At 37.3% G+C, this 25,375-nt stretch carries 22 protein-coding genes and 1 riboswitch; of the genes, 2 read left to right on the forward strand and 20 right to left on the reverse strand.

All coding sequences use genetic code 11. The features are described from left to right. Positions 1 to 40: 40 nt before the first annotated feature. From STRMA_RS03535 to pcrA, 6 genes are all read right to left on the reverse strand, one after another. Positions 41 to 220 (reverse strand): twin-arginine translocase TatA/TatE family subunit, encoded by a 180-nt coding sequence (locus STRMA_RS03535; RefSeq protein WP_003082186.1) that lies wholly within the window; start codon positions 218 to 220, stop codon positions 41 to 43. Further along, a complete protein-coding gene (gene tatC, locus STRMA_RS03540; protein WP_003078751.1) occupies positions 207 to 929 on the reverse strand; it encodes a twin-arginine translocase subunit TatC in 723 nt (240 codons plus the stop codon). Before tatC ends, STRMA_RS03535 begins: the two co-directional genes overlap by 14 nt. After that, a complete protein-coding gene (locus STRMA_RS03545) occupies positions 922 to 2,628 on the reverse strand; it encodes an FTR1 family iron permease (protein WP_003080667.1) in 1,707 nt (568 codons plus the stop codon). The genes tatC and STRMA_RS03545 overlap by 8 nt, the downstream gene beginning before the upstream one ends. Next, complete coding sequence (gene efeB, locus STRMA_RS03550) at positions 2,606 to 3,847, reverse strand: iron uptake transporter deferrochelatase/peroxidase subunit (protein WP_003079199.1); 1,242 nt, start codon at positions 3,845 to 3,847, stop codon at positions 2,606 to 2,608. The genes STRMA_RS03545 and efeB overlap by 23 nt, the downstream gene beginning before the upstream one ends. A 9-nt stretch (positions 3,848 to 3,856) precedes the next feature. Further along, the gene (efeO, locus tag STRMA_RS03555) at positions 3,857 to 4,729 is read right to left on the reverse strand and encodes an iron uptake system protein EfeO (protein ID WP_003081350.1); all 873 of its coding nucleotides are present in this window, start codon (positions 4,727 to 4,729) and stop codon (positions 3,857 to 3,859) included. Positions 4,730 to 5,173: 444 nt separating this feature from the next. Continuing rightward, the gene (gene pcrA, locus STRMA_RS03560) at positions 5,174 to 7,441 is read right to left on the reverse strand and encodes a DNA helicase PcrA (RefSeq protein ID WP_003080914.1); all 2,268 of its coding nucleotides are present in this window, start codon (positions 7,439 to 7,441) and stop codon (positions 5,174 to 5,176) included. A 173-nt stretch (positions 7,442 to 7,614) separates the two neighbouring features. Next, positions 7,615 to 7,699: riboswitch (glycine riboswitch) on the forward strand. Between the two features lie 102 nt (positions 7,700 to 7,801). On the opposite strand from pcrA, the gene STRMA_RS03565 reads away from it, so the two are divergent. Together STRMA_RS03565 and STRMA_RS03570 are read left to right on the forward strand one after the other, a co-directional pair. Next, complete coding sequence (locus STRMA_RS03565; RefSeq protein ID WP_003078583.1) at positions 7,802 to 9,145, forward strand: alanine/glycine:cation symporter family protein; 1,344 nt, start codon at positions 7,802 to 7,804, stop codon at positions 9,143 to 9,145. A 193-nt stretch (positions 9,146 to 9,338) separates the two neighbouring features. After that, positions 9,339 to 10,535: a cation diffusion facilitator family transporter gene (locus STRMA_RS03570; protein ID WP_003081416.1), complete on the forward strand. Its 1,197-nt coding sequence runs from the start codon at positions 9,339 to 9,341 to the stop codon at positions 10,533 to 10,535. A 54-nt stretch (positions 10,536 to 10,589) separates the two neighbouring features. On the opposite strand, the gene STRMA_RS03575 is transcribed toward STRMA_RS03570, so the two are convergent. The 14 genes from STRMA_RS03575 to STRMA_RS03640 form a co-directional block, all read right to left on the reverse strand. Continuing rightward, complete coding sequence (locus STRMA_RS03575) at positions 10,590 to 11,423, reverse strand: amino acid ABC transporter substrate-binding protein (RefSeq protein ID WP_003079086.1); 834 nt, start codon at positions 11,421 to 11,423, stop codon at positions 10,590 to 10,592. Positions 11,424 to 11,443: 20 nt separating this feature from the next. Further along, the gene (locus STRMA_RS03580; protein ID WP_003079880.1) at positions 11,444 to 12,073 is read right to left on the reverse strand and encodes an amino acid ABC transporter ATP-binding protein; all 630 of its coding nucleotides are present in this window, start codon (positions 12,071 to 12,073) and stop codon (positions 11,444 to 11,446) included. A gap of 8 nt (positions 12,074 to 12,081) precedes the next feature. Then, the gene (locus STRMA_RS03585; RefSeq protein ID WP_003081589.1) at positions 12,082 to 12,723 is read right to left on the reverse strand and encodes an amino acid ABC transporter permease; all 642 of its coding nucleotides are present in this window, start codon (positions 12,721 to 12,723) and stop codon (positions 12,082 to 12,084) included. Positions 12,724 to 12,875: 152 nt separating this feature from the next. After that, positions 12,876 to 13,208: a zinc ribbon domain-containing protein YjdM gene (locus STRMA_RS03590; RefSeq protein ID WP_003080334.1), complete on the reverse strand. Its 333-nt coding sequence runs from the start codon at positions 13,206 to 13,208 to the stop codon at positions 12,876 to 12,878. 247 nt (positions 13,209 to 13,455) lie between these two features. Continuing rightward, the gene (locus STRMA_RS03595) at positions 13,456 to 14,604 is read right to left on the reverse strand and encodes a mannitol-1-phosphate 5-dehydrogenase (RefSeq protein ID WP_003082134.1); all 1,149 of its coding nucleotides are present in this window, start codon (positions 14,602 to 14,604) and stop codon (positions 13,456 to 13,458) included. 12 nt (positions 14,605 to 14,616) lie between these two features. Continuing rightward, entirely contained in the window at positions 14,617 to 15,054 is a 438-nt protein-coding gene (locus STRMA_RS03600; protein WP_003080635.1) for a PTS sugar transporter subunit IIA, read from the reverse strand. A gap of 1 nt (position 15,055) precedes the next feature. Beyond that, on the reverse strand, positions 15,056 to 17,008 hold the full coding sequence (locus STRMA_RS03605; protein ID WP_040841500.1) for a BglG family transcription antiterminator: 1,953 nt from the start codon (positions 17,006 to 17,008) through the stop codon (positions 15,056 to 15,058). Positions 17,009 to 17,037: 29 nt separating this feature from the next. Further along, on the reverse strand, positions 17,038 to 18,813 hold the full coding sequence (locus tag STRMA_RS03610; protein ID WP_003079174.1) for a PTS mannitol-specific transporter subunit IIBC: 1,776 nt from the start codon (positions 18,811 to 18,813) through the stop codon (positions 17,038 to 17,040). Between the two features lie 185 nt (positions 18,814 to 18,998). Continuing rightward, a complete protein-coding gene (gene glmS / locus STRMA_RS03615) occupies positions 18,999 to 20,813 on the reverse strand; it encodes a glutamine--fructose-6-phosphate transaminase (isomerizing) (protein ID WP_040841502.1) in 1,815 nt (604 codons plus the stop codon). Between the two features lie 175 nt (positions 20,814 to 20,988). Beyond that, complete coding sequence (gene lepB / locus STRMA_RS03620) at positions 20,989 to 21,549, reverse strand: signal peptidase I (protein WP_003081628.1); 561 nt, start codon at positions 21,547 to 21,549, stop codon at positions 20,989 to 20,991. Positions 21,550 to 21,626: 77 nt separating this feature from the next. Further along, a complete protein-coding gene (locus tag STRMA_RS03625) occupies positions 21,627 to 21,869 on the reverse strand; it encodes a GlsB/YeaQ/YmgE family stress response membrane protein (RefSeq protein WP_003080328.1) in 243 nt (80 codons plus the stop codon). Positions 21,870 to 22,234: 365 nt separating this feature from the next. Beyond that, the gene (locus STRMA_RS03630; protein WP_003082171.1) at positions 22,235 to 22,927 is read right to left on the reverse strand and encodes a 4'-phosphopantetheinyl transferase family protein; all 693 of its coding nucleotides are present in this window, start codon (positions 22,925 to 22,927) and stop codon (positions 22,235 to 22,237) included. Between the two features lie 7 nt (positions 22,928 to 22,934). Further along, the gene (locus STRMA_RS03635) at positions 22,935 to 24,638 is read right to left on the reverse strand and encodes an FtsX-like permease family protein (protein WP_003078638.1); all 1,704 of its coding nucleotides are present in this window, start codon (positions 24,636 to 24,638) and stop codon (positions 22,935 to 22,937) included. 1 nt (position 24,639) lies between these two features. After that, positions 24,640 to 25,341: an ABC transporter ATP-binding protein gene (locus STRMA_RS03640; RefSeq protein ID WP_003081155.1), complete on the reverse strand. Its 702-nt coding sequence runs from the start codon at positions 25,339 to 25,341 to the stop codon at positions 24,640 to 24,642. Between the last annotated feature and the right edge of the window lie 34 nt (positions 25,342 to 25,375).

Raw genomic sequence — 25,375 nt, forward strand, 5'->3', positions numbered from 1 at the left:
ACTGAAACATTTCCATTGTCGTTTCAATCTCTTCAAAATATTATTTTTTATTCTCTTCATCCTTTTTTTCTTCATCTGACGATAAGGACTTTTTAAATTCTGTAATCATTTTTCCGATTGATGCGCCTACTTCTGGAAGTTTTTGGGGACCAAAAATAAGAAGCGCTGCAATTAAAATAACAATAATGCCTGGTAAACCGATATCTCTAAGAATTCCCATTTTTTCTACCTCTCTTTCTTTCAATCAAACTACTTAAGAATATACTCATTTCATAAATCAATAGCAAAGGCACAGACATCAGCAAATCACTGACTAAATCTGCAGGCGTTAAAATGACAGCTAAAACAATCAAAATAAAATAAGCGTATCTGCGATACTTTTTTAAAAATCCCGAGGACAAAAGACCTAAAGACGTTAAAAAAGCGACAAGGACCGGCAACTCAAATACAAAAGCTAAAGGTAAACTTGTATATAAAACAAAAGAGATATAATTCTGTGCTGTTATCTGGGTCTTAAAAAGATTGTCCCCTAAAGACAGCAAAACCTTTAAGAGCGATGGAGTCACCAGAAAAAAGCCAAAGGCTAAACCTGCCATAAAACACAGAAAAACAGCAGGAACGTACAGTAAAAGCAGATTTGCTTCCTTCTTTTTTAGGGCCGGCTTTATATAAAGCCAAATCTGATAAGATGCAAAAGGAATAGTGAAGCTGATAGCAGATAGATTTGCTAAAGAAATGTATATCCACAAAATATCATTGGGCCCAAGCACCAACAGTTTTTGATGAAATTGGCTGGTTAAAAAACGATAAATAATAGGTGCCCAAACAAAACTAAGGCAAAAACTCAGCAAGAAGAAAGCAAGAAGATAGATTAATCTTTTGCGCAGCTCCTGCAAATGTTCAATAACCGTTTCCTCTTTTTTATCCATTATTTTCTTGCCTCTTTTGATAAAAATGAATAGCAATAATAATGACTACAAAAATTACCTGAGCAGTTAAGGTCTCTATAGTTGGATAAATACCTAGCCAATCAACAGTCGCTATAGCAGGACTGACATGGGTTGGCAGAGCATTAGTTAATTGGAGAGCATGGATGCTGACCCCTAGCATCTTGAAAGCCAAAATGTAAATCGTCCAAGTCAGTAACTGAAAAACACGGTGAATAGGAATTTTTTCAGATGATTTAATAAATACAAAAGCTAACATCATTAAAATCAGAACTGCCGCTAAAATCCCTAACAACAAATTTTGAAGACTGATATTGGGTAAAATTCCGACGTAAAAAAGAATGGTTTCTGCCCCTTCTCGGAAAACAGCCAAAAAACTAAGAGCAAACATGGAGACAAAACTTCCAGTAGACATCACAAGGTTCAGTTGTTTTTCCATATAATTCTGCCAGGCAGATATATTGGCTTTACTGTGAAGCCAGACGCCAACCCCTATCATCATAAAGACTGCGAAAATACCGACAGCCCCTTCTAGCATTTCGCGATTATTACCCGAAGTTAAAGCTGGGAAAAGAAACTGCAGCATGATAGCTGTAACCACACTGGCCAATACACCAAGAGCAGCTCCCAAATAAACCCATTTGAGTCCTCTCTTTTGCTTAGAGGCCTTAAGCGTTCCAATTAAGGCTAAAACTATCAGCAAAGCTTCAACACCTTCACGTAAAAGAATGAGCATGGCATCTATAAAACTGTAAGATCCCGAATTGAGAACAGCTTTTAATTCACTGATAAGATTTTTAAGTTCTTTTTGATATTTTTTATCATGACCACGCGCCATGATAATCGGTGTTTGGCTTTCAACTTTAGTATAAAGAGCTGAACTGCGTGTGCTGACTTCTCCTTCAAAGGTTGTCCAATTGGTGATGAAAAGTTTCATTTTTTGCTCACCTTTAGCTGTATCGCCATCTGAAAAAGCATCATAAGCTTCTTCCAGCACTTTAATGCCTTGATTTAAACTCTTTATCTCACTTGTTTGATTGGCTTTTTTACCTGTCATAAACTGATCTAAAGCCACTCGTACCTCTTTTAAATGAGACAGTATCGTTTTTTGCTTAACAGGCTGTACTTCCATAGAAGCTCTCAAAAAGCTCATAGCTGTTTCAATAGTACCGTAATGTCCGCCTTCAGTATTTCGCACGATAGCTTCGTTGCGCGTCCAAACAGAATTATATTTTAAATACTCACGCTTCATAGCCTCGACATTCCCAGTCCTAATGACCCTTTCCAATTTAGCAAGAGCGGGATAAACCTTTTCTTTAAATTTTTTCTTCTCTGCCTTGGTATCCACTGGATTTTGTTCTTTTTCAAATGCCACTAATTTTTCTGACAGACCCTTTAGCGCTTTTGAAGTCACTTTATGAGAGGCGGCTAATTCTTTGAGTTCTTTGGTTACTTTCTTACCTGCCTTGGAATCGGCATTTTTTTGTACTGAAAATTCCTGCTCTGCTTCTTTTAAAATCTTATGCGCCTTGGTCTGATCATTTTGTTCAACTGCTGTTTGAGCATCTGTAATTTTAATAAAAAGCTGGCTGTAAGTATCCGCTTTAACAGGATTAGCGATAAAAAGACCCAGAAAAAGAAAGAGAAGAAAGAGACTTTTATTCAAATAATTTTTGACCAATGTAGCCTCCTTTTTCTATGCCTCCAAAACAGGCAAAGAGCCCGCTTCCGATATGAGTGATATATTCATTTAGCTTATCTACTGATCCTAACGATTTTTGAACCGTTACAAAATTTTCAGGATCCTTTTGAAAAGAGATAAAAAGCAGACCTGCTTCAAACTGTCCTGTCTTATCATTGATACCGTCTGCATATGAATAAGAACGCCTAAAGAGCTTAACACCTGTGCGGTTGGCTAGGCTGACATGGGAATCAATAGGCATGATATAGTCTCCGTTTTCATCTTTTTCATCCCATTTAAAATCATCAAATTCATTCTTTTTACCAAAGGGAGCACCGCTTTCCTTATAACGGCCAAAAGTCTTTTCCTGTTCATTAAGATTGGTACGATCCCATGTTTCCAAATGCATACGAATGCGGCGAACAGCCATAAAAGTTCCTCCTTGCAGCCAGTCTTTGTGGTTATACCAGATGACATCATCAAACTCTTCTTCCTTAGTTGCATTTGCTGTACCATCTTTAAAACCAAAGAGATTGCGCGGTGTTTCTTTGCGATCACCAATAGCTGCAAAGCCAGACTGGCTCCATTTCATAGTGACCACACCCCGGCCAACACGAATCAGATTTCTAGCTGCATGAAAAGCTACCTGTTCATCATCAGCACAGGCCTGAATAACGATATCTCCTCCTGTATACTGTTCCTCTAGCTGCTGGCCTGAAAAAGCTGGAAAGTCCTTGAAAAGAGCCATTTCTTTATCTTTTAATTTCAGTTTTTTGAGAAAAGAACGGCTGATACCAAAAGTCACTGTTAAGCGATAAGGATTTAAACCCAAGGCCTCACCAGTATCTTTGGGCGGCAGGTAAGCATTGGAAGATTCTTTGGTAACTTTTTGCCCCTGCATCAACTGCTCAGTATAAGCTGTCCAATCCTTAAACAGTTTAATCACTTCTTCTCTTTTCGTAGAAGCTAGATCAAGAACGACAAAATAAATATTCTTTTGCATATAAGTCGTTATGCCGGCCTGATGTTTTCCATAAAACGAAATTTCTTCCTTGCCAACAGCCTCATTGCTTTCTTTTTGAAACTGCGGATAAAGAAAGCTCCCTAAAAGCGAGCCGCCAACAAGAGCTCCTGCCCCCGTCATCCCTGCTTTCTTCAAAAATTCACGGCGGGAAATCTTTTTTTGAAGGGGACTTTTATTTTTTTCTTCTTCAACCATTGGTCCCTCCTATTCTAGAACAACTCCCATTTGTGACAAAGGTTCTCCTAATTTTGTCACAGCTTCTGATAATTCTTTAGTATTTGCCTTGCTTAATTTTGTGTAAGGTAGATAATTTTTATCATCTGTCATGTATTTATCTAACAGGCCATTTACCGTTTTGAAATGCTGTGTCAGATTGCTGACAAGTTTGGCATTTTTCTTTTGTAAAACAGGTTTAAAGAGTTCAAATATCTTTTCAGCACCCTCAATATTAGCGCGGAAATCATACAAGTCCGTATGAGAGAAAACTTCTTCTTCACCAGTAATTTTACTGGTGGCTACTTCGTTAAGCAAGTCAACAGCACCAGTTGTCATTAAATCCGGAGTTACTTTAACGGTCTGAACTTTTGCCTTTAGTTCTTTAATGTCATTGACTAATTGGCTGGCATATTTTTCAGTTCCTTTAGTTGTATTATCCTTCCAAAGGAAACGTTCAATACGGTGAAAACCGGTCCAACCATTTTCCGAACCTTTTTCATCAACATAGTCAACTAGACGATAGTCAATTTTGACATCTAATTCCCCAAAACTTTCTGCGATAGGCTCTGAACGTTCATAAGTCATACGAATCAGTGGATAACGCTTTTTAGCTTCTGCTATATTTCCTTCATTTAACAGCTTGGCAAAAGCTTCCGTATCCGTCAGCAGCTTTTCAATCTGTCCTTCTACAAAACGGCGGTATTTTTCTGTAATAGCTTTCAGCTCTTTCTTTTCTCCAGAACTTAAGCTTGTCTTTCCTCCTGATGACGTTGACGTCTGCTTGCTTTTTGAAGCAGAACAGGCTGTTAGCAATAAAAAGCTTAGAGCTAACAATGTATATAGTTTTGTATATTTTTTCATTATACAAAGATCTCCTTTTTAAGTATTGATTATAAAATAATCTCCTACATTATAAGCAAGATAAAGGCATTTGTAAATCATTTCTAAAGGAATTATTAAATCTTTAGACAAATTATAATCATTACAAAAATCATTCTAAATAAGCTTCTTTCCCCTTTTTACTTCTAAAAAATGATGATTTAATATAAATCACTCAGATTGAAGATAAAGTCTTCTTTTGAGACGATACGGACGGCAGCTGCCTCCTCTGGAATTCCATGTCTAAGGTCTCAAATCTTCCGAAGTTGCACAAAAAGAGCTTGAGGAGCTCTTTTGGACATAAGAAAACTCCCCTTATCGCTTCTAGTGAATTTTGTTTTTTCACTGTCTACTATAAGGGGAGTATATCACTATTTTTTGGTCTCACGCTCTTTCTAGAAACTGTATTATAGATAAAAGGCAAGCTTATTTTTTTTCAATCGGTGCAACACTGGCCAAAAGCTTCTTAAGGCCAACCTGAGGAAAGGTAATTTTTAATTCCTGGGCTTTACCGCTGCCAGAAACTTCCAGAACTGTTCCATCTCCCCATTTTTTATGATGAGCAGTATCACCAACCTGCCAATCTATCATATTTTGTGCTTCAGCAGCAGATGCTAGTGGTTTATCATGAGGCTGTGATTTTGCTTTCCGGCTTTGAATAGCTTGTGAAAGGCTCAACCCTTGATCAAACTGACTTTTCGTCTCTTTGCTGTACTTGACAGCAAAAGAAGCATTAGCAGGACGCGCCAAGCCTTGATAATGGAGTAAGTCTTCTGAAACCTCATGGATAAATCGAGAAGGACGATTATAACTGGTCTTACCAAAAAGTGTTCGAGTATTAGCATTGGTGATAAAAAGAAACTCCTCAGCACGAGTAATACCAACATAAGCAAGACGGCGCTCTTCTTCCAATTCATCTGGGTCTTCCGCCGCACGCGCTAAGGGGAAAACACCTTCTTCCAGACCTATCAAAAAGACAACAGGAAATTCCAATCCTTTAGCAGCATGGAGGGTCATTAAGGTCACCTCTGCACTTTCACTGCTGTCTTCATCTGTATCAGCAATCAGGGCAAGATCGTTCAAAAAGCGGCTGAGTCTGTCACTGCCAGTTTCATCTGCTGGAATGTCTTCTTTATTATCATCAAAATTCTTAGTGACTGTTAAAAATTCTTCAATATTTTCAATTCTTGCCTGACTCTCAAGTGTATTTTGAACCTGAAGCGCTTCAAGATAGCCTGTCTTGTCAAGAACTGTCTCAACCAGTTCAGTCACTGTCATACCATCAAGATCTTGACGCCATTTTAAGAGTAAGTGGGCTAAATCCCAAGCAGCTTGTGCCGCTTTGCCTTTGATAGCAGACAAGACAATATTAGCTGATGCATCCAGCATCGACATCCCTTTTTCTTGTGCAAAGGCCCGCAGTTTCTCTACACTGCCTGGCCCTAAGCCGCGTTTTGGTTCATTAATAATGCGTTCATAGGAAATATTATCTGCTGTATTTGCAATAACATTCAAATAAGCAATCAAATCACGAATTTCTTTTCGACTGTAAAATTTTGTTCCCCCAACCATGGTATAGGGAATATTAGATTTTAGCAGAGCTTCTTCAATCGTACGAGACTGGGCATTGGTTCGATAAAGAACTGCAAAGTCTTTAAAGCTCTTACCATTTTCACGGACAATATTATCAATTGTAGCAGCAACAAAGACTGCTTCATCGCGTTCATCATTAGCGCGGTAGTAAGCAATCTGCTCACCATCAGCATTTTGTGTCCAGAGCTTCTTATCCCGCCTGTTTCGGTTGTTTTTGATAACATCATTAGCTGCCTGTAAGATTTTTTTAGTTGAACGATAGTTTTCTTCCAGTAAAACAACCTGTGCTTCTGGATAATCTTTCTCAAAATCCAGAATATTTTGCATATCAGCTCCGCGCCATCCATAGATAGACTGATCGGCATCGCCGACAACACAAATATTTTTAAAACGGGAAGCTAAGAGCTTAATTAATTGATACTGGGCATGATTCGTATCCTGATATTCATCAACATGAATGTATTGATAGCGTTGCTGATAGTAAGCTAAAACATCAGGATGCTTATCAAAAAGCCGTAAAGTCAGCATGATGAGATCATCAAAATCCATAGCTTCTGATTGACGAAGCTCCTTTTGGTAGGCTTGATAGCATTTGGCTACAATCTGCCTATACATATCACTAGCCTGCTCCTCATAAGCAAGTTCATCTATAAGGTCATTTTTAGCATTAGAAATGGTTGCTAAAATGGCACGTTCATTCCATTTCTTAGGATCAAGATTAAGCTGTTTAAGGATACGCTTCATGAGTGTGCGCTGCTCACCTGGATCAAGGATGGTAAAATGGCGGCTGTAGCCAATATGATCGCCATCGCGGCGTAAAATACGCACACACATAGAATGAAAGGTCGCAATCAAAGTGTCCTCAGTCGCAGGATTAAGCGCAAAAGCACGTTCTTTCATTTCTCTTGCAGCCTTATTGGTAAAGGTAATAGCCAAAATATTCCAGGGGTTCACAAATTTTTCATCGATAAGATAAGCAATACGGTGCGTTAGTACACGCGTCTTACCCGAACCAGCGCCTGCCATGATTAAAAGCGGGCCTTCTGTTGTCTTAACTGCTTCTGCTTGTTTAGCATTCATACCATCTAGTAAAGGATTCATTTTTTTCTCCAAACTCTCAATCTGATTTTCAATTATACCATTTTTTAGACATCAAAAAAAGCTTGCTCCTTCCTTTAAATTTTCAGAAAGGATTGACAGTTTCTGACAAATTCTATACAATAAAGGAGTCAAAATTTATAAGACCGGCTGACATTATTAGGATAACTGATAATTGACGGACTTCTGGAGAGACCTATCAGGCGCCGAAGGGGCAAGGCATATGCTTAAACTCTCAGGCAAAAGGACAGAAGAAAAATAGAGAATGTTAAGCATTTCTTATCTTTTCGTCTTCAGAGGTATCGTTTAGCGATAACCTCTTTTCTTTTATCTTATATCCGGTTTATGAGGAGAAAAGTTTTCATGTTAGCGTTTTTCAAAGCCTTAGACAGTCTGGTTTGGGGAATCCCCTTGCTAGTACTTTTAGTTGGAACAGGCATTTATTTAAGTTTTCGTTTAGGCTTAGTGCAAGTCCTAAAACTGCCTTTAGCCTTCAAACTGATCTTTACGGAGGATAAAGGTGAAGGCGATATTTCCAGTTTTGCCGCTTTATCAACAGCTCTTGCTGCAACTGTTGGAACGGGCAATATTGTTGGTGTTGCTACAGCCATTAAAGCTGGCGGTCCTGGAGCTCTTTTTTGGATGTGGGTAGCTGCCTTCTTTGGTATGGCCACTAAATATGCCGAAGGTCTTCTTGCCATCAAATATCGGACTAAAGATGCTAATGGAGATGTCTCTGGGGGACCCATGTATTACATTTTGAATGGGATGGGACAAAAATGGAAACCCTTGGCTGTTTTCTTTGCTCTGGCAGGTATTTTAGTAGCCTTTTTGGGAATCGGAACCTTTTCACAGGTTAATTCAATTACGGCTTCTTTGAAAAACAGTTTTAACTGGCCGCCGCAGATTGTCAGTCTTCTTATTGCTGTCATTGTTGCTGTGATTATTTTTGGCGGGATTCAATCCATCTCCAAGGTTTCTGAAAAAATTGTTCCTTTTATGGCTGTTGCTTATATTCTAGCAACCTTGACTGTTATTTTTATCAATTACGATCATATCATTCCTGCTCTTCAGCAAATTTTTTCTGGTGCTTTTACTGGCACAGCAGCTGTCGGAGGCTTTGCTGGAGCACTCGTTAAAGACGCTATTCAAAACGGAATTGCCCGCGGCGTTTTCTCAAATGAATCAGGTCTAGGATCTGCTCCCATTGCTGCTGCTGCCGCTAAAACAAATGAACCAGCAGAACAAGGGCTCATTTCCATGACAGGTACCTTTATTGATACCATCATTATCTGTACTCTGACTGGACTCGCCATTATAGTCACAGGAAAATGGACCGTCAAAGGGTTAGAAGGAGCTCCGCTGACACAGTCAGCCTTTGCCACCGTTTTTGGAAATCTAGGAGTTTTGGTCCTAACACTTTGTTTGGTGCTTTTTGCTTTTACAACCATTTTAGGTTGGTCTTATTATGGCGAACGCTGCTTTGAATTTTTATTTGGAACCAAACACATTAGCGTCTACCGCTTTATCTTTATCATCATGGTTGCTCTAGGTGGTTTCTTAGAACTGGATCTTATTTGGACAGTTGCAGACATTGTCAACGGCTTGATGGCTATTCCAAATCTAATTGCCCTTTTGGTCTTATCTCCTATTATCATTGCAGAAACAAAACATTACTTCAAAAATAAGAAGCATCTATTGTCTTAAGCATGAACACTAAACCATGCCCTGCTGTTCCCATAACATAAAAAATGAAAGTTTCTTTTATTTACTTTCATTTTTTATTATAGCCTAGCTTCTTTCAGCCACAAGGTGAACAGCTTCTGACTTTGTTCACACGCTTTTGTATTTGATAGAAACATGCTATAATAAGCCTACTATAAAGATGAGGGAGGTTTTCATGTCAACACCTGAGGATAATCTTAAACTGGCACGCCGAGGCCCTATTCTATCTATTTCTGTTTATCTGATCTTATCACTGGCTAAACTGCTATCAGGTTATTTTTTGCATTCTGCTTCTTTGACTGCTGATGGCTTTAATAATGTCTCAGATATTGTTGCCAATGTGACCTTGCTTATTGGACTTTACCTAGCTAGCAAACCTGCTGACAGCGATCATAAATTTGGCCATTGGAAAATAGAGGATCTAGCCAGCTTAATAACGTCGTTTATTATGTTCACAGTAGGCTTCCAAGTTCTTTTAGAAACAGTAAACGGCATTATCCATGATACACGCTCACAAATTGATCCTTTAGGGGCTTTTGTCGGACTTATATCTGCTCTTATCATGTTCAGCCTCTACCTTTACAATAAAAATCTTTCTAAAAAACTCAATTCCAGTGCTTTGATGGCTGCTGCCAAAGACAATCTTTCAGATGCCTTAACTTCCTTAGGAACAACGGTTGCTATTGTCGCCAGCAGTTTTAACTTAGTCATTATCGATAAGATTACGGCTGTCATTATTACTGTCTTAATTCTCAAAACAGCCTATGATATTTTTATGGCCAGTGCTTTCAGCCTATCTGATGGTTTTGATGATAAACAACTGCAAGAGTATGAAAAAGCTATTTTAGAGATTCCTAAAATTTCTGCTGTAAAATCTCAGCGCGGCCGCACTTATGGCAGCAATGTCTATCTTGATCTTGTCCTTGAGATGAATCCTGACCTATCAGTATACGAAAGCCATACCATTACAGAAAGAGTTGAAAACTTGCTCCACGACCGCTTCAACATCTATGATATTGATATTCACGTCGAACCAGCTGCTATTCCAGAAGATGAAAAGATTGAAAATGTCCATCATAAACTTTATAAATATGAAAAAACTATTTTATCTAAAATTCCAGACTATGACTCACTTTTAGCAGATAACTTTATTTTAATTGATGAAGCCGGACAGGTCAGCACAAAAAAAGAATTTTTAAATTCCCGTCCTAGCATGGTGAACAGCTTTAATGACTTCAAAATGATTTCTGTCAGCCAAAAAACAAAGCTCATCACCTATGAACTAAACGAACAAAGACATACCAGCCTCTGGCGCAGGCACGAAAGATGGCAGGTCATTTACCACCAAATCTCTCCTATTATTAATCGATAAACAAAACCACCAGTGTGAACTGGTGGTTTCAGACTGAAGTAAGTCTCTTAAGACTTACTTTTTTATTTCATTGGTGGCGACATCTTGGCCAAACCATTTTTTAGAAATTTCTTGGAATTTTCCGGTTTGATAAAGTTTCTTAAAGGCTTGGTTGACTTTTTTAACTAAGGTTTTATCAGATTTGCGGATACCTACAGAAAAGTTTTCACTGGCATACTTACCTTTGATAATATTGTAATTATTCAGTTCATTTTCCTGTTTAAGGTAATAATTGGCATAAACCCGATCAATGAGAAGGCCATCAATACGGTCATTTTTCAAATCAATAAAAGCCTGTGTAAAGGTCTCATATTGAGTGGCGTCTTTGTCTTTTACAATATCTTTTAAAACTTTCGGATTGGCTGTAAAAGCATCATAACCTGATGATCCTGACTGAGCTCCTAAAGCTTTTCCTTTCATATCAGAAAAACTTTTAATTCCAGATGTCTTTTTAGTCACAAGGACTTGATCATTTTTCATATAAGGCTTTGTAAAGGCAACTTTACGAGCACGCTCCTTGGTTTTTGAATAGCCGTTCCAAATGAGGTCAATTTTCCCATTTCGTAATTCAGTCTCTTTTAAATCCCAGTTAATCGGCTGCCACTTAACCTTGATGCCATATTCAGCAAAAACAGCATTGGCTAAATCAATGTCAAAACCAGTGTTCTTACCATTTTTATCTTTGAATCCCATAGGGACAAAGGTATTGTCAAAGCCAATGGTAACAGTCTTTTTAGACTCAAATTTCTTCCAATTATCTTGGGAGCTGGCTCCTTTTTTACCGCAGGCTGCCAGTACAACTGCCGCCAGAAATACCAAAAAAACTGCTGTTATTTTTTTTAATGTCATTATATTACCTAAACTTTCTTTTATTTTGGATTGATTTTAATAATTTCATCAGAAATATTTTGTGCAAACTGCATATCATGTGTGACCACAATCTGTGTGATACCCATCTCTTGATTTTGCAAAATCAGTTTTTCAACTTCCTGACGCAGCTCTGGATCTAGTGCACTGGTCGGCTCATCATAACCGATAATCTTAGGATTGATCATCATGGCACGCGCCAAGGCAACACGCTGCTTTTGGCCACCTGATAAAGAATAAGGATAAACATTTTCATGCTCTTCTAAACCAAGACGCTTCAGCAGTTCCCGTGCTCTTTCAACAGCCTTTTCCCTAGGCATATTCATCGTTTTTATTGGGGATAAAGTCAGATTATCCAAGACACTCAAATGCGGGAATAGTTGAAAATCTTGAAAGACAAATCCTAGTAAATTTCGATGTTCCAAATGATCAATAGAAACAGTCTCATCATTATAGACAACCTGACCTGAATCAATTTTTTCAAGACCTGCTAACATGCGCAAAAGAGTCGTTTTCCCACCACCAGAAGGTCCTACGAGAGATAAGACTTTTCCTTCAGAAATAGTTAAGTTAAAGTGATCAAAGATAACTTTCTGACCAAATTTTTTTGATATATTTTGTAATTCTAACATAGCATACCTTATTTATAATAATTAAATTTCTTCTCTACGTACTTAGACAAAAGAGTAACAAGGCCAATTAAGATTAGGTAAATAGCTCCTGCAATAAACATAGGGGCAAGGGTAGCATCACGATTTGCTGCTGTCTTGCTGGCTAAAAGCAAATCACCAACACCAAGCACATAAACAAGTGAAGAGTCTTTCACTAAATTAATAATTTCGTTAAATACACTCGGTAAAACAATCTTAATCACCTGCGGCAGGATGATATAACGAATCGTTTGCAGCTGATTCAGCTTTAAAACCTGAGCAGCTTCATATTGTCCTCTAGGAATCGCTTCAATCCCTCCGCGAAATATTTCAGCAAAGTAGGCTGCATAATTTAGCGTAAAAGCAAGAACCGCTGCTGGCATACGATCAAAAGTAACACCGACGCTTGGTAAAACATAATAAATAAAAATAAGCTGCAAAAGCAAAGGAGTTCCGCGCATAACCCAAACATAAAGATTTAAGAGCCAACGTAAAGGCTTAAAAGGAACTTGCATAATAAAGGCTAATATAGCTCCCAACGGAATAGACAATAAGATAACAATAAAAAACACTTGTAAAGTGATAAAAGCTCCGTCTAAGAGACTGGGTAACACTTCTGATAGGTAAGACATAACTACTCCTATTTCAATAATTAGCTCTATTATATCAAATTTTCAGAAAGTTTTATAGAGAGATTTTTACGATTTTAGTAAGAGAAAATAAAAGGACTTTATTCTTTCTGGAAATACAGAAAATAAAGTCCTTTTTAATGTTTTTATGGTAATCATAGCTTTTTCACAAATTCAGATTTTAGTTTCATAGCACCAAAACCGTCAATCTTGCAGTCAATATTGTGATCACCATCAACAAGACGAATATTTTTCACACGTGTCCCTTGTTTTAAATCTTTAGGTGCCCCCTTGACTTTAAGGTTCTTAATAAGGGTGACTGTGTCACCATCAGCTAATTGTTGGCCATTAGCATCGTAAACAACAAGCCCTTCTTCCTGCTCAGCTTCTGCAGGATTCCATTCGTAGGCACATTCTGGACAAACTAATAAAATCCCATCTTCATAAACGTATTTCGATCCGCATTTCGGACAAGTCGGTAAAACCATAGAAACTCCTTTTGTTTTGATTAGCACTAACTAAGTTTACCTAAGTTTTTGCTAGTTGGCAAGTCTTATACTCAATAGCAAATGTAAAAGCTAGCCGCAGGCAGTACTTAGCGGTACGGCAAGGTGGCGCTGAGCTAGTTTGAAGAAATTTTTAAAGAGTATTATTTGCAACAAAAAAGAACCAGCGGCTTGTATCCTAGTTTATAAGAAGGCAGGTCAAGAGCTCGTTCTTTTTAAATATGATTATTTAGCTTAAGGATTTAACACTGGCAACAATTTCTGCGATTAGGGCATCATCTGTTAAACCTGTTACTTCTTTCACAACTGTTTCTATCGGTTTTTCTTTTAAAAGAATCTGCAGCTGAGTACTTTGTTCGTCATTTAAATCACGGTAATGAAAGACATAAGCAACTGTCCTTAAAAGATGATCATAAGATAAATGGCGCTCTTTAAGTTCACGAATCGGGCGAATAAAGCGCTCATCATAGCCTAATTTTCGAAGCGGTGTCCGCGCCACACGTACCACATCATCTATAATGTAGGGATTTTCAAAACGACTGATAATAATATCATGGTATTGTTCAAGATCCGACTCTTTAAAGCCCCACTTAGTGATTAAGAGCTGACGGATTTCTCCTAAAACAGCTTGAACCTGCTCCTTCACTTGTCTGTCCCTCAAAGCCTCTAAAACAGTAGTCGCGCCATAATGCGCTCCAGTATAAGCCGCGGTAGCATGACCAGAGTTCACTGAAAACAGTTTTCTTTCGATGAAGGGCTGCAGATCGTCTTCATAATGAACACCAGACAGTTTAAGGCCAGGATTTTTCATGGCTGCTCTTTCGACTACCCACTCTGAAAAAGGTTCGACTACAACAAACAAGGGATCGTCATGTGTCTGTGTCGGTACAATACGATCAACAGCAGCATTGGGAAAACCAACTTTTTCTTTAGCAAAAGAAAGGCCGTCTGCACTTAAATATTTTTGAACCTCTTCCCATAAAAAGGCTGACCCGCCAATCATATTTTCACAGGCAATAACATCAAGTGCTTGTTCATTGCCAATTTCACGGCGCTTCTCAATCCCTTTAGCGATTAATTCTGCAATATAGGGTAAGACATTAGGGCCGATAGCTGTTGTGACCAAATCTGCTTCAGCAACAGCTTTGACCACTTCTTGAGGATTGTCTTTATTATTAATCCCAGAAACATTTGAAACAAATATACGGCTCTTACCATCTTCTGCAATTTCAATTTCATAGGAATGACGCTCATTAAGGGCATCAATAATGCTAGCATTCACATCTACAAAACAAATAGCGAAATCATTTTCAGATAATAGCTGGCCGATAAAGCCGCGTCCGATATTGCCGGCTCCAAAGTGTACTGCTTTTTTCATATTTAACTCCTTTTAATTGACATTGCTTAAAAGTCTGATGACTTCTTCTTCAGTCTGGGCATCCGCTAATTTAACGACATTATCAACATCTGCACAGAAAATAGAAATATTTTGAATCATCTGCAAGTGCTCATCACCAATACCTGCGATACCAAATAAAACAGTAGCCACCTGCGGATTATCTGCCTTTCCAAAATTAACGCCATCTGGCACCTGAACCACTGTAATCCCAGATCTGAGGACATCTTTTTTGGCTTCATCTGTTCCATGAGGAATCGCTATAAAATTCCCCATATAAACAGATAAATCTTTATCACGCTGAAGCATAGCTTCGATATAATCGGGCTTTACGTAGCCTTTATCTGCTAATAACTGACCACAATACCGGATAGCTGCCTTTTTATCGGTAAAACTTTGATTTAATTTGATTAAGTCTTTTTGAAGTTCCATGTTAAGCCCCCAATTTTTTAATTTTTTCTGTAAATATCTGATTCAGTAATTGATAAAGAATATCCTTATTACCTGTTTTATAAATTTCAGTATAAAGATGATTTTCAATAATAGACTGACTAATAGCAGTCATCAGTTCTCTTATTTCCTTGGATTCATCCAGCCGTGTCAGCATAACCAAAATTCTGTGGACCTCTTCTTCTTTATGATTCATTGATAAAGCTGTGACAGGACTTTTTAATTGATAAATTTTAAAACAGGACTTTTCAACTTTGCTTGACTGCGTGTGCAAAAGGGCAAGTTTGGTATCAGGAATAGCCAAAGGACTGGTTTCAAAACGTTTTAATAATTTATCCGTTAAGTATACCTTATCTGTCACCACATCCATTTGGCCTATAATTTCCGCAACACTAGCCGTAAAGGACTTGCTGTTACTTACTTCTTGATACGAAAATTCCTGAAGCAGCTGCTGAGCAGCCCTTAGATAATTTTGCAGATCATAACCCTTACTGTCTGCTCTTTCTTTTTTTAGGATAACAGTTTGGTTAGCTTGGATCTTCTGCAGATAATTCTGCAGCTGCAGAATTTCTTTAGCATCAGGATAGATCGAAATGACATGCAGATCACTATCAGCTGTAGGTCTTGTGGTCAAAACACAATGATAAGCATTTTTATCATCTTTTTTAAACTGTGCCATTCGTTTCACCTCTATTTTATCAACAAATGGTGCTATAGACCTTATTCTAGTGGCTAATAGTTCTTTAGCTAAAGGGCGTTCATCTGTCAGCAGCAAGATATCAATCGGATAAATATCTGGACTGCGCCTCAAACTAGAGGCAAAATGCAAGGTGATCAGTTCATATTCAGATTCACGCTGTAAGTATCTTGGAAAAATATCCTGAACCAATAAACGGATAACTCTGTGAAGGTATTCATTGCCTTTCACCGCATCTTGAGCAATTGTCACTTTTGATTTATCGTCAAACAAGGTTGGCACCGCTAAGCTTAAGCGGATATGGTGGAATAAGAAATGAAAAAGCGTTTTATCCTTAGCAAAATTAATTTTAGTATAAAGAGATACTTTATCTATCAAATTGGAAATATTATAGAAAAACTCACTGTCAAATTTTTCATGAAACAAAGGTGTCTCCTGCCTTTTAATAAGGAGCTCATCTAAGATACTGGCATAGTAAAGGATTTCCTGAATACTGTAAAATTGACCGCTCTTCTTGGAAAATTCAGTATAAATTTTCTGAGAAAAATCAAGAGCTTCTTTACTAATATTTTGCGTAAGGGCTTCAACTTCCTTCCAGCCTGATAAGGCTAAAAGAATAATGAAAAATTCACTTAGTTTAGCATCCATCTCAGGCAGGTCCGCTTGTAAATGGCTAAAAATCTCTTTGGCTAAAGCTAACTTTTTCTTGTCCAATTTGTCAAAAATACCATAATTTTGCTGCCAAAAATCTGACACAGAAATAGTATTGGTTAGTAAAACAGCTAACAGCCGACGGGCCGTGTGGCTGCTGTCAACCAAATGATAGCCTTTTTTACGCTCCACATACAAATCAAAATCAAGGAGCCGTTTTTCCACTTCTGCCATATCTTGAATAACAGTCACATTTGAGACATCCAAGAGCTTTTGCAGCTGATCATTAGTCAGGTCTTCTGAAGCCGACAGCATATAATAGGTTATTAAGTTGAGGCGTTCCTTTTGTTCAAAGTTTTTTAATGTTTTAACAGCAGCTAAATTGCTCAGCTCTCCAACCAAAATGTATTTATTATCCTCTTTAACCATGCTAACCTGAATAGCATTAAGGCTTTTTGTTAGATCAGAAATTGTCCGATAAACTGTCCGCTGCGATACTTTTAAAATATCAGATATTTGCTTAATAGAAAGTTTCCCATAGTTTTGAAAAGCTTTCAATAATTGTTCTTCTCTCTTTGTTAGTAGCATACGTTCATTATACAACTTTCTCGTCCACTTTACTTATGCAGACGCGAAACAAGCCGATCATATTCTGGACTTGTTACAAGACTGTCTACAACTAATAATTGGGCATTAGGGGCTGCTTGTTGAACTTCGCTTTGCTGAGCAATTGTTGTTACGACCAAAATATTTTTAGCATTAAATTGGTCCAAATCTTGATAAAAAACAGTGGAAACTGGAATTCTAATATTATTTTGTCTGAAAATTGCTCTTAAAGTTTCCTGCCCCATTGTAGCTGAACCCCTAGCTGTTCCATGTGCAAAGGCAACTGCATCAATATGATTCAAATCAATAGCTGTACTGCTATTATCTGACATTTCCATAGGCTCTGGTTCTTTTATGTCTGATGATTGCTCATTACTTGCTAATTGTACTACTATGTCATCGTATTTAGATGTTGCCAAAAAATTATCAACGGTTACATGAACAGCACGAGGTGTTTTCTGTAAAGCTCTGTCAGCCAGTTCTTCTTGCGTAATAATCAAGGTATTAGTCGTATCCTGAAGATTAGCAATAGCTTGATTTGTTACGGGGATCTCTAAATTCGCTTTTTTCACCTTATCACGCAAGATGGATGCTCCCATAGCTGAGCTGCCCATACCAGCATCACAGGCAAAAATAATCTGGTGGATATTATCAACTGTAATATCTGAATCTCCTAGCCCATCATCAACTGCCTGCTGTCCTTTAGACTCAGCTTTAGCAGCTTGATTTGCAGCTTGAGCTGCTTCAAGAGAATCATCTTCCATTGATTTGTCAGATTTTAAAATAAGCGCTGCCACTAAAAAGGAAACAAGCGCTGCCATCGCAACACCTATAAAGGTTCCAAAATAAGCTCCTTTGGCAGTCATTAAGCTAATAGCAATAATAGATCCCGGAGAAGCTGCGGCTTTTAAACCACCGCCTAAAATTTGAAAGGTGAAAGTCCCTGAAACACCGCCGGCAATAGCTGCTAAAATCAAAGCAGGCTTCATTAAAATATAAGGAAAATAGATTTCATGAATACCTCCGAAAAAGTGAATAATAGCAGCCCCAGGCGCCGAAGATTTTGCAGAACCTTTTCCAAAAAACATATAAGCCAGTAAAATTCCTAGACCAGGTCCTGGATTTGATTCTAGAAGAAAAAGCACAGACTTGCCCGCTGATGCTGCTTGCTGAACACCTATTGGAACTAAGATCCCATTGCCAATAGCATTATTTAAAAATAAGACTTTAGCTGGTTCAATAAAGATATTTGCCAAAGGCAGCAAATGAACAGAAATAATCCAATCAACACCAGCAGCCATTATATTGCTGCCGCCAACAACCAAAGGGTTAACAATATAGGTCCCTAAAACCGCTAAAATAATGCCAATAATCCCTGCCGAAAAATTATTGTAGATCATCTCAAAACCTGACCGAACCTTCTCTTGAAAAACCTGGTCAAATTTTTTCATGCACCAGCCACCTAAAGGACCCATAATCATAGCTCCCAAAAACATAGGGATATCCGCTCCAACAATAACCCCCATAACAGCTATGGCACCGACAACAGCACCGCGTTCCTGATAAACCATTTTACCGCCGCAGTAGGCAATTAAAATAGGCAGGAGATAATGAAGGGTTGGCTGAATTAATTCAGCAATTTTAGGGTTAGGAAACCATCCTCCTTTCATAAATAAAGCTGTGATAAATCCCCAGGCAATAATGGCTGCTATATTAGGCATTACCATATTTGACAGGGAAGTCCCGAGTTGCTGCACTCGGACTTTTAGTGAAGTTCTTTTAGCCATTGAAAACGCCTCCTTTTTATTCTAGCCTTACTATATCATTTCTTTGCTATTGAAAAAACTCAAATTTTGGCAGTCTATTTTTGCCATTTGAAATGCTTTTTAAAAGAAAAAAACCTTAAACAGAATAACATGATCTGATTTAAGGTTTCGATTTGATGTGATGATAAACTAATTGGTCAAAAATATTATTCAACTGTAACAGCTTTTGCTAAATTGCGCGGTTTATCCACATCAAGCCCCCGCTGGAGTGAGGCATAGTAAGCGATTAATTGAGTCGGAATAACCATTGAAATACTAGCTAAATAAGGATGAACCTGATTAACGACAATATCATCATCTGCTTTTGCCAAACCTTCTTCTACTACCGTTAACACATTAGCACCACGCGCAGCCACCTCTTGAATATTGCCGCGTGTATGAGCAGCCACTTTTTCACTAGAGGAAATCAAAGCAATAACAGGCGTTCTCTCTTCAATTAATGAAATAGTCCCATGCTTTAATTCCCCAGCAGCAAATCCCTCACATTGAATATAAGAAATTTCTTTAAGTTTAAGAGAGGCTTCCATAGCGACATAATAATCATTGCCGCGGCCGATATAAAAGGCATTGCGTGTTTCATTCAAAAGATGAGCAACCTTATCTGAAATGAGCTCTTTTTCAGTTAAGGTGGCTTCAATAGACTGTGCTACAATTGACAATTCATGTACTAAATCAAACTCCAATGCTTCCTTTTTACCATTAGCTTCTCCAACAGCCTTTGAAAGAAAAGCCAGAGCAGCAATTTGTGCGGTGTAGGCCTTAGTTGAAGCTACAGCAATTTCTGGCCCTGCATGCAGTAACATCGTATAAGTAGCTTCACGGGATAAGGTGGAACCAGGCACATTGGTAATCGTTAAGCTAGGAACTCCCATAGCATTGGCTTTAACCAGCACTTGACGGCTATCTGCAGTTTCGCCAGACTGGCTCAAAAGGATGAACATAGGCTTTTGGCTTAAAAGCGGCATATTATAGCCCCATTCAGAAGCAATTCCAAGCTCAACCGGTGTGTCCGTCAAGGTTTCAATCATTGATTTAGCAGCAAAACCTGCATTATAAGACGTTCCTGCAGCTAAAATATAAATACGGTCAGATTCTTGAACAGATTTGACAATAGCTGGATCAACCGTCATCTGCGCATTGTCATCTGCATAAGTTGAAATTAATTTACGCATAACCGTTGGCTGTTCATCAATTTCTTTTAGCATATAGTAAGGGTAGGTCCCTTTACCAATATCAGATAAATCAAGCTCAGCTGTATAAGGAGAACGCTCAACAGGGTTGCCGTCATAATCAGTTATCTCAACAGTATCTTTTGTTAAAACAACCAATTCTTGGTCATGAATTTCCATAAACTGATTTGTTTCACGGATCATAGCCATAGCATCTGAACACACCATATTATAACCTTGACCAAGCCCAATCAAGAGCGGTGATTTGTTTTTAGCCACATAAATGGTATCTGGATTTTCTGAATCAATTAGGGCAAAAGCATAGGAACCTTCAATAATATGCAGTGCCTTTTTGAAAGCTTCCAGAACAGATAGGCCCTCTTCTGCAAACTGACCAATTAAATGAACAGCAATTTCAGTATCAGTTTGTCCCTTTAAAGTATGGCCTGCCAAGTAGTCTTCCTTGATTTGCAGATAGTTTTCAATAACACCGTTATGAACTAAAATAAAACGTCCTGTTGCCGATGTATGAGGATGAGCATTTTCTTCAGTAGCATGGCCATGCGTTGCCCAGCGTGTATGGCCAATCCCCGTTGAGCCAGCAACATCAATGCCGATTTTAGCACGTAAATCTGAGATTCTTCCAACAGACTTGATTAAGCGTCCATCTGAAGCTTTATCAATAACATAAATTCCTGCTGAGTCATAACCGCGATATTCTAATTTTTCCAAACCTTGCATTAAAATATCTGTTGCATTACGATTTCCTACTACACCTACAATTCCACACATATGATTTACTGACAGCAAATCCAGTTTGCTGCTTCCTCCTTACAGTTAAAATTGGTCTAGTCTTTTTTGCTAGATTTTTAGATAACAAAGACAGTATATAACTTTATTTATCCAAAGTCAACAGCAAAATTGGTCTAGTCTTATAAGAGCAAAAATAAAAGAGCAATCCCTTGAACTACTCTGTTTTAACAAAACCAAAATGACCAAGCGGTAAAACTCTAAAGGTAACAACTCCTTTAATCTGAGATCTTTTAATCAAACCAAAAGTTCGGCTGTCCTGCTTATTGGATCGCTGATCGTTTAAAATTAAATAGCTTCCTTTAGGAATTTTATTTGATTTGCTTTTACGAATACTTGATACCGTAAAATCTGCTGTAAAAGGATTTTGATTTTTATGATTTTTGATGTGAAATTTCTTTTTCAGTGGATTAATATAAGATTGACTGGCAATCTTTTTATTGCGATAAAAAATATCATCCATATAGGTAATACTGTCATGAGGATCTCCGATGATTCTTCCGATGTGAGTATGGCCTTTTGCCTCATAGACCACAAACTCTTTATAATCAGGCTTACTGGTTCTTGTAAAGGTAATCAGATCTCCTTTTTTGAGATAGCTATTAGCATCTGCCTGAGTAACACGGTAAGTTGAAAAAACAAATATCCTTAACAAAAGCAAGACCAAAATGACTAAAATAACTAAAAGGATATCCCTAATAAAATCACGCTTAACCATTAATATCTCCTTAATTTATTCAACTTATTATAGCACTTTTTAAGAGATAAACAAAGCGAGATAACTTGCAAAAAAGCCTAATTGTCTCCAAAAATGACAGACAAAACGGCAATGACAATAATAGCTCCCAGTATTGAGGAGAAAAAGGACATCCCAGCTATCGTCGGCCCCCAAAAGCCAAATAATCTATGACCAATCCAGGCGCCTAATAGACCTGCAAAAATTTTAGTCAAACAGCCCATAGACCGCCCTCGATTAGTAATTGAAACAGCTATAGAACCAATTAAAGCACTCACAATTATAGTCCAAATAAGTGTCATCTGGTCTTCCTTTCTGATCTAATACTCTTCGAAAATCTCTTCAAACTAGATCAGCTTCGCCTTGCTCTGCCTTAGCACTGCCTGCAGCTAGCTTTCTAATTTGATTTTTGATTTTCATTGAGTCTAAAAATTCTATACTTATAGTTTAACAGGAAATTGGGAAAATACAAAAAGAAAACTAAAGGATTTCACACTGTGCAGGACAGAAATAAGATCCTTTAGTTCAATAAAATAGAACTAAATCTATGTAAAATATTATTCTTGAGCTTCTTAAAATAATAAGGGAACAATCCCACAACAGCTTTGTTTTATCATAAACTATAAATCACAGCCCCTGCCCTTAGCCATAGACATAAATGCCATTATTAGGATTTTTGAAATAGCAATTTTAGATCATCAATAGTTAGCTCTTCTAAGCCAGGGCAAAAATTTTGTTCCTGTGAACAAACAGCAAGGCTATAGTTTTTTTCAAGCTGATATTGCTTAAAAAAATAAGTCTCTTCTTCGTTCTTACGTATCGCTTGCCGAAATCCACCTTCTTCTTTGACAACAGAAAACTCATCTAAAGGCTGGAAAAGCCCTTTTCCTATGGCTTTAATATAAGCTTCCTTCAAACTCCACATATCATAAAAAGTTGTTTTTTGAGCATCTTTTTGCAAAGAGAATAAGAATTCTTTTTCCTGCGGGGAGAAAAAATGACTGGCAAGTTCCGATTTTGCTCCCTTGTGCTCTTGAACATCTATTCCAATATTAAAAGGACTAACAGCACAGACTACCCATACTCCTGAATGAGAAATATTATACTGAATATTGTCATAGCCTTTAAGATAAGGTTTTCCATACCGATTTTGAAGAATCTTTATAGCGTTATTATCTACAGACAATGCTTGCATAATAGCATAACGTGCTAAAAGCTGTCCTAAAAGCGATCGCTTTCGGTCTTCCCAAAAGCGATAAGCTTGTATCTTTTTTTGATAGTCTTCTTCAACGACATTTAAGAATTCTAAAAATTGTTCATCATTTAAGCTATTTTGACTCCTAATTGTAAAAATTTTCATTATGATTTCACCATTCTACTAGAAATTCTGCTTGTCGTTCATTATGGATGATTTTTCTGACATTTAAAACAAATAAAAATCGAATAGCTAAGCACAGCACATTCATAATGGCCAACATATAGATAAAAGTTAACAGGCTAAATTGGAAAGGCATATAATCTCCAGTTTGTAAGGAAGTCATCCTTTGTATATATTGAGCAGCATATATTCCCAAAGGTAAGGTTAACAGAAATAAAATATTGCTCAAAATAATATAAGGATTTAACAATATTTTATTTATTTCTTGTCTGTCATAGCCTAATAGATCAAATACTAAGATATTATTGATATTATTATTTAGTCCAATAAAGATGGCTAAATAGATTAATAAACAGCCTGTAATGATCCCAATACTTTGATTGATAATGGCACTGACTTTATTAGAGGTCTGACTTCTTTTGACGGCTGCAATTTTCTTTTTAAAAGAAGTGACTTTTCCATCGGTAGATGGTATTTTATTCGTTAAAAGGCCATTAAAAACCTTGCCCTTTTCTTTTATCATATTTTGCGCCTGCTTTTCTGGCACATATATCGTTTTTAAATCTGCATTTTCCGCAAATCCTGAGACGACGACTTTATATTTTTTTCCTTTAACTTTTAAATCAATAGAATCCCCAGCTTTTATGCCATAGTTTTCCTTAAGTTCCGGATTAAGAAATACACCTTTTGCAGCATTTAATTGCTTCCCTTTATGATCAAACAATTGAAATAGGCGGCTCGACCCTTTTAAGGAGACGACGTGATAGTTTACTTTATTATTTTTATATTCCATTTCAGTATCATACTTAAGATAAGGCAGAGCAGCTGAGGACTTTTTAAGATCATCATTTTGATAGTGTTTATAGCTAATATCATAAGTAAAATGGCGGCCATCTTTTTGGGATTCAATCACTTTAGAGCTGCTCAATATAAGAGAAACACTCAAAACAAACATGATACTGAATGTTACAATCGCTACAATCAGTAAACCAAGTGAATTGAAACTGCTAAGAGTTAGCTCAAATCTAAATTTACGGCGGACAGGTAGCTTTTGCAGAATTTTTTCTATGATACCAGGACGCGTCATGTTTAAATTTGTCTGCTTCAGCATAAGAGCAATATCTTTGTTTCCGATGGTTAAGCCTGCTAAATAAGTAATAATACCTAAAAATAAGCTGAGCCATAAAATTCCAGTAACAAAGGACTGTACAGAAAGTCCCTTTTCAAGGCCATTTACCAGATAGGTCTGAGCATTTGCAGATATAAGGATACTAGAGCCCCAAAAACCAAGTCCAAAACCAAGCAAAGAAGAAACAAAGGAAAGACTAAAGATCAATAAAACATAACTCCTTATGATATGGCCAAAAGAAAATCCCATAGATAAAAATTGAGCAATTTTAATTTGATTCTTGCGAAGTGTACCTCTCATAAACAGAAAAAGAATGAGAGAAAGAATGCCCACCATGGAAATAGTAATATTTCTAATCAAGATTTGGTTGCTTTTTAAAGCCACCATATATTTCACTTCGTGGTTTGACAAAGACTGTACACTTAAACGTCTTAAATTTTCATCAATTGCAAAATGGACAAAGAAATACATAAAGGAGGTAAACACCAAAATAAGAGATAAAATGGTTACCATGGTCTTCTTTGAAAAAAAGTCTTTTGCTAAATGTTTAAATAGTAAGCTCATTTTAAATCTCCCAACTCATCCGATCTGGTGATAAAATATTGGTATTTTTATCATTTTTTATAATATGCCCATCTTCTAATAGAACGATTCTATCAGCGGTTTTTGCAATTTCACGATTATGTGTTGTAAAAATAATACTTGTTCCATATCTTTTCTTTATATCATGCAGTAAAACAATGATATTTTTACTGTTCTCACTATCTAGTGCCCCTGTTGCCTCATCACAAAATAAAATAGCTGGATTCTTAATAACAGCTCTTGCGATACACATTCTTTGCTGTTCACCGCCAGATAGCTGATAAGGATATTTCTTTAACAAATGCTGTATCCCCAAAAGCTGGCAGAGTTCTTCTAATTTGCCAGCATCACTCATTTTATTATTTCCAAGCTGAATATTTTCTTCCACAGTCAAGTTAGGTATAATGATATAATGCTGAAAAACCATGCCAATATCTTCTCTTCGAATTCTTGAAATTTCTTTTTTACTCAATTGTGTTATATCACGGCCTTTATAAAAGACTTGTCCTGAAGTCGGCTTTAATAGTGTCGATAGTATATTAAGCATGGTGGACTTTCCCGAACCGCTATGGCCTAATACGCTTATAAATTGACATGCTTCTATAGATAAATCAACATTTTGCAGAACATATCCACTCTCATATTTTTTACTAATGGATTTAGCTTCTAATAATGCTTCTGTCATCAGGTTCTCCTTTTCTTTCCTTTATCGATATATT

This window comes from Streptococcus macacae NCTC 11558, from assembly GCF_000187995.2.
GTDB classification, from domain to species: Bacteria; Bacillota; Bacilli; order Lactobacillales; family Streptococcaceae; genus Streptococcus; species Streptococcus macacae.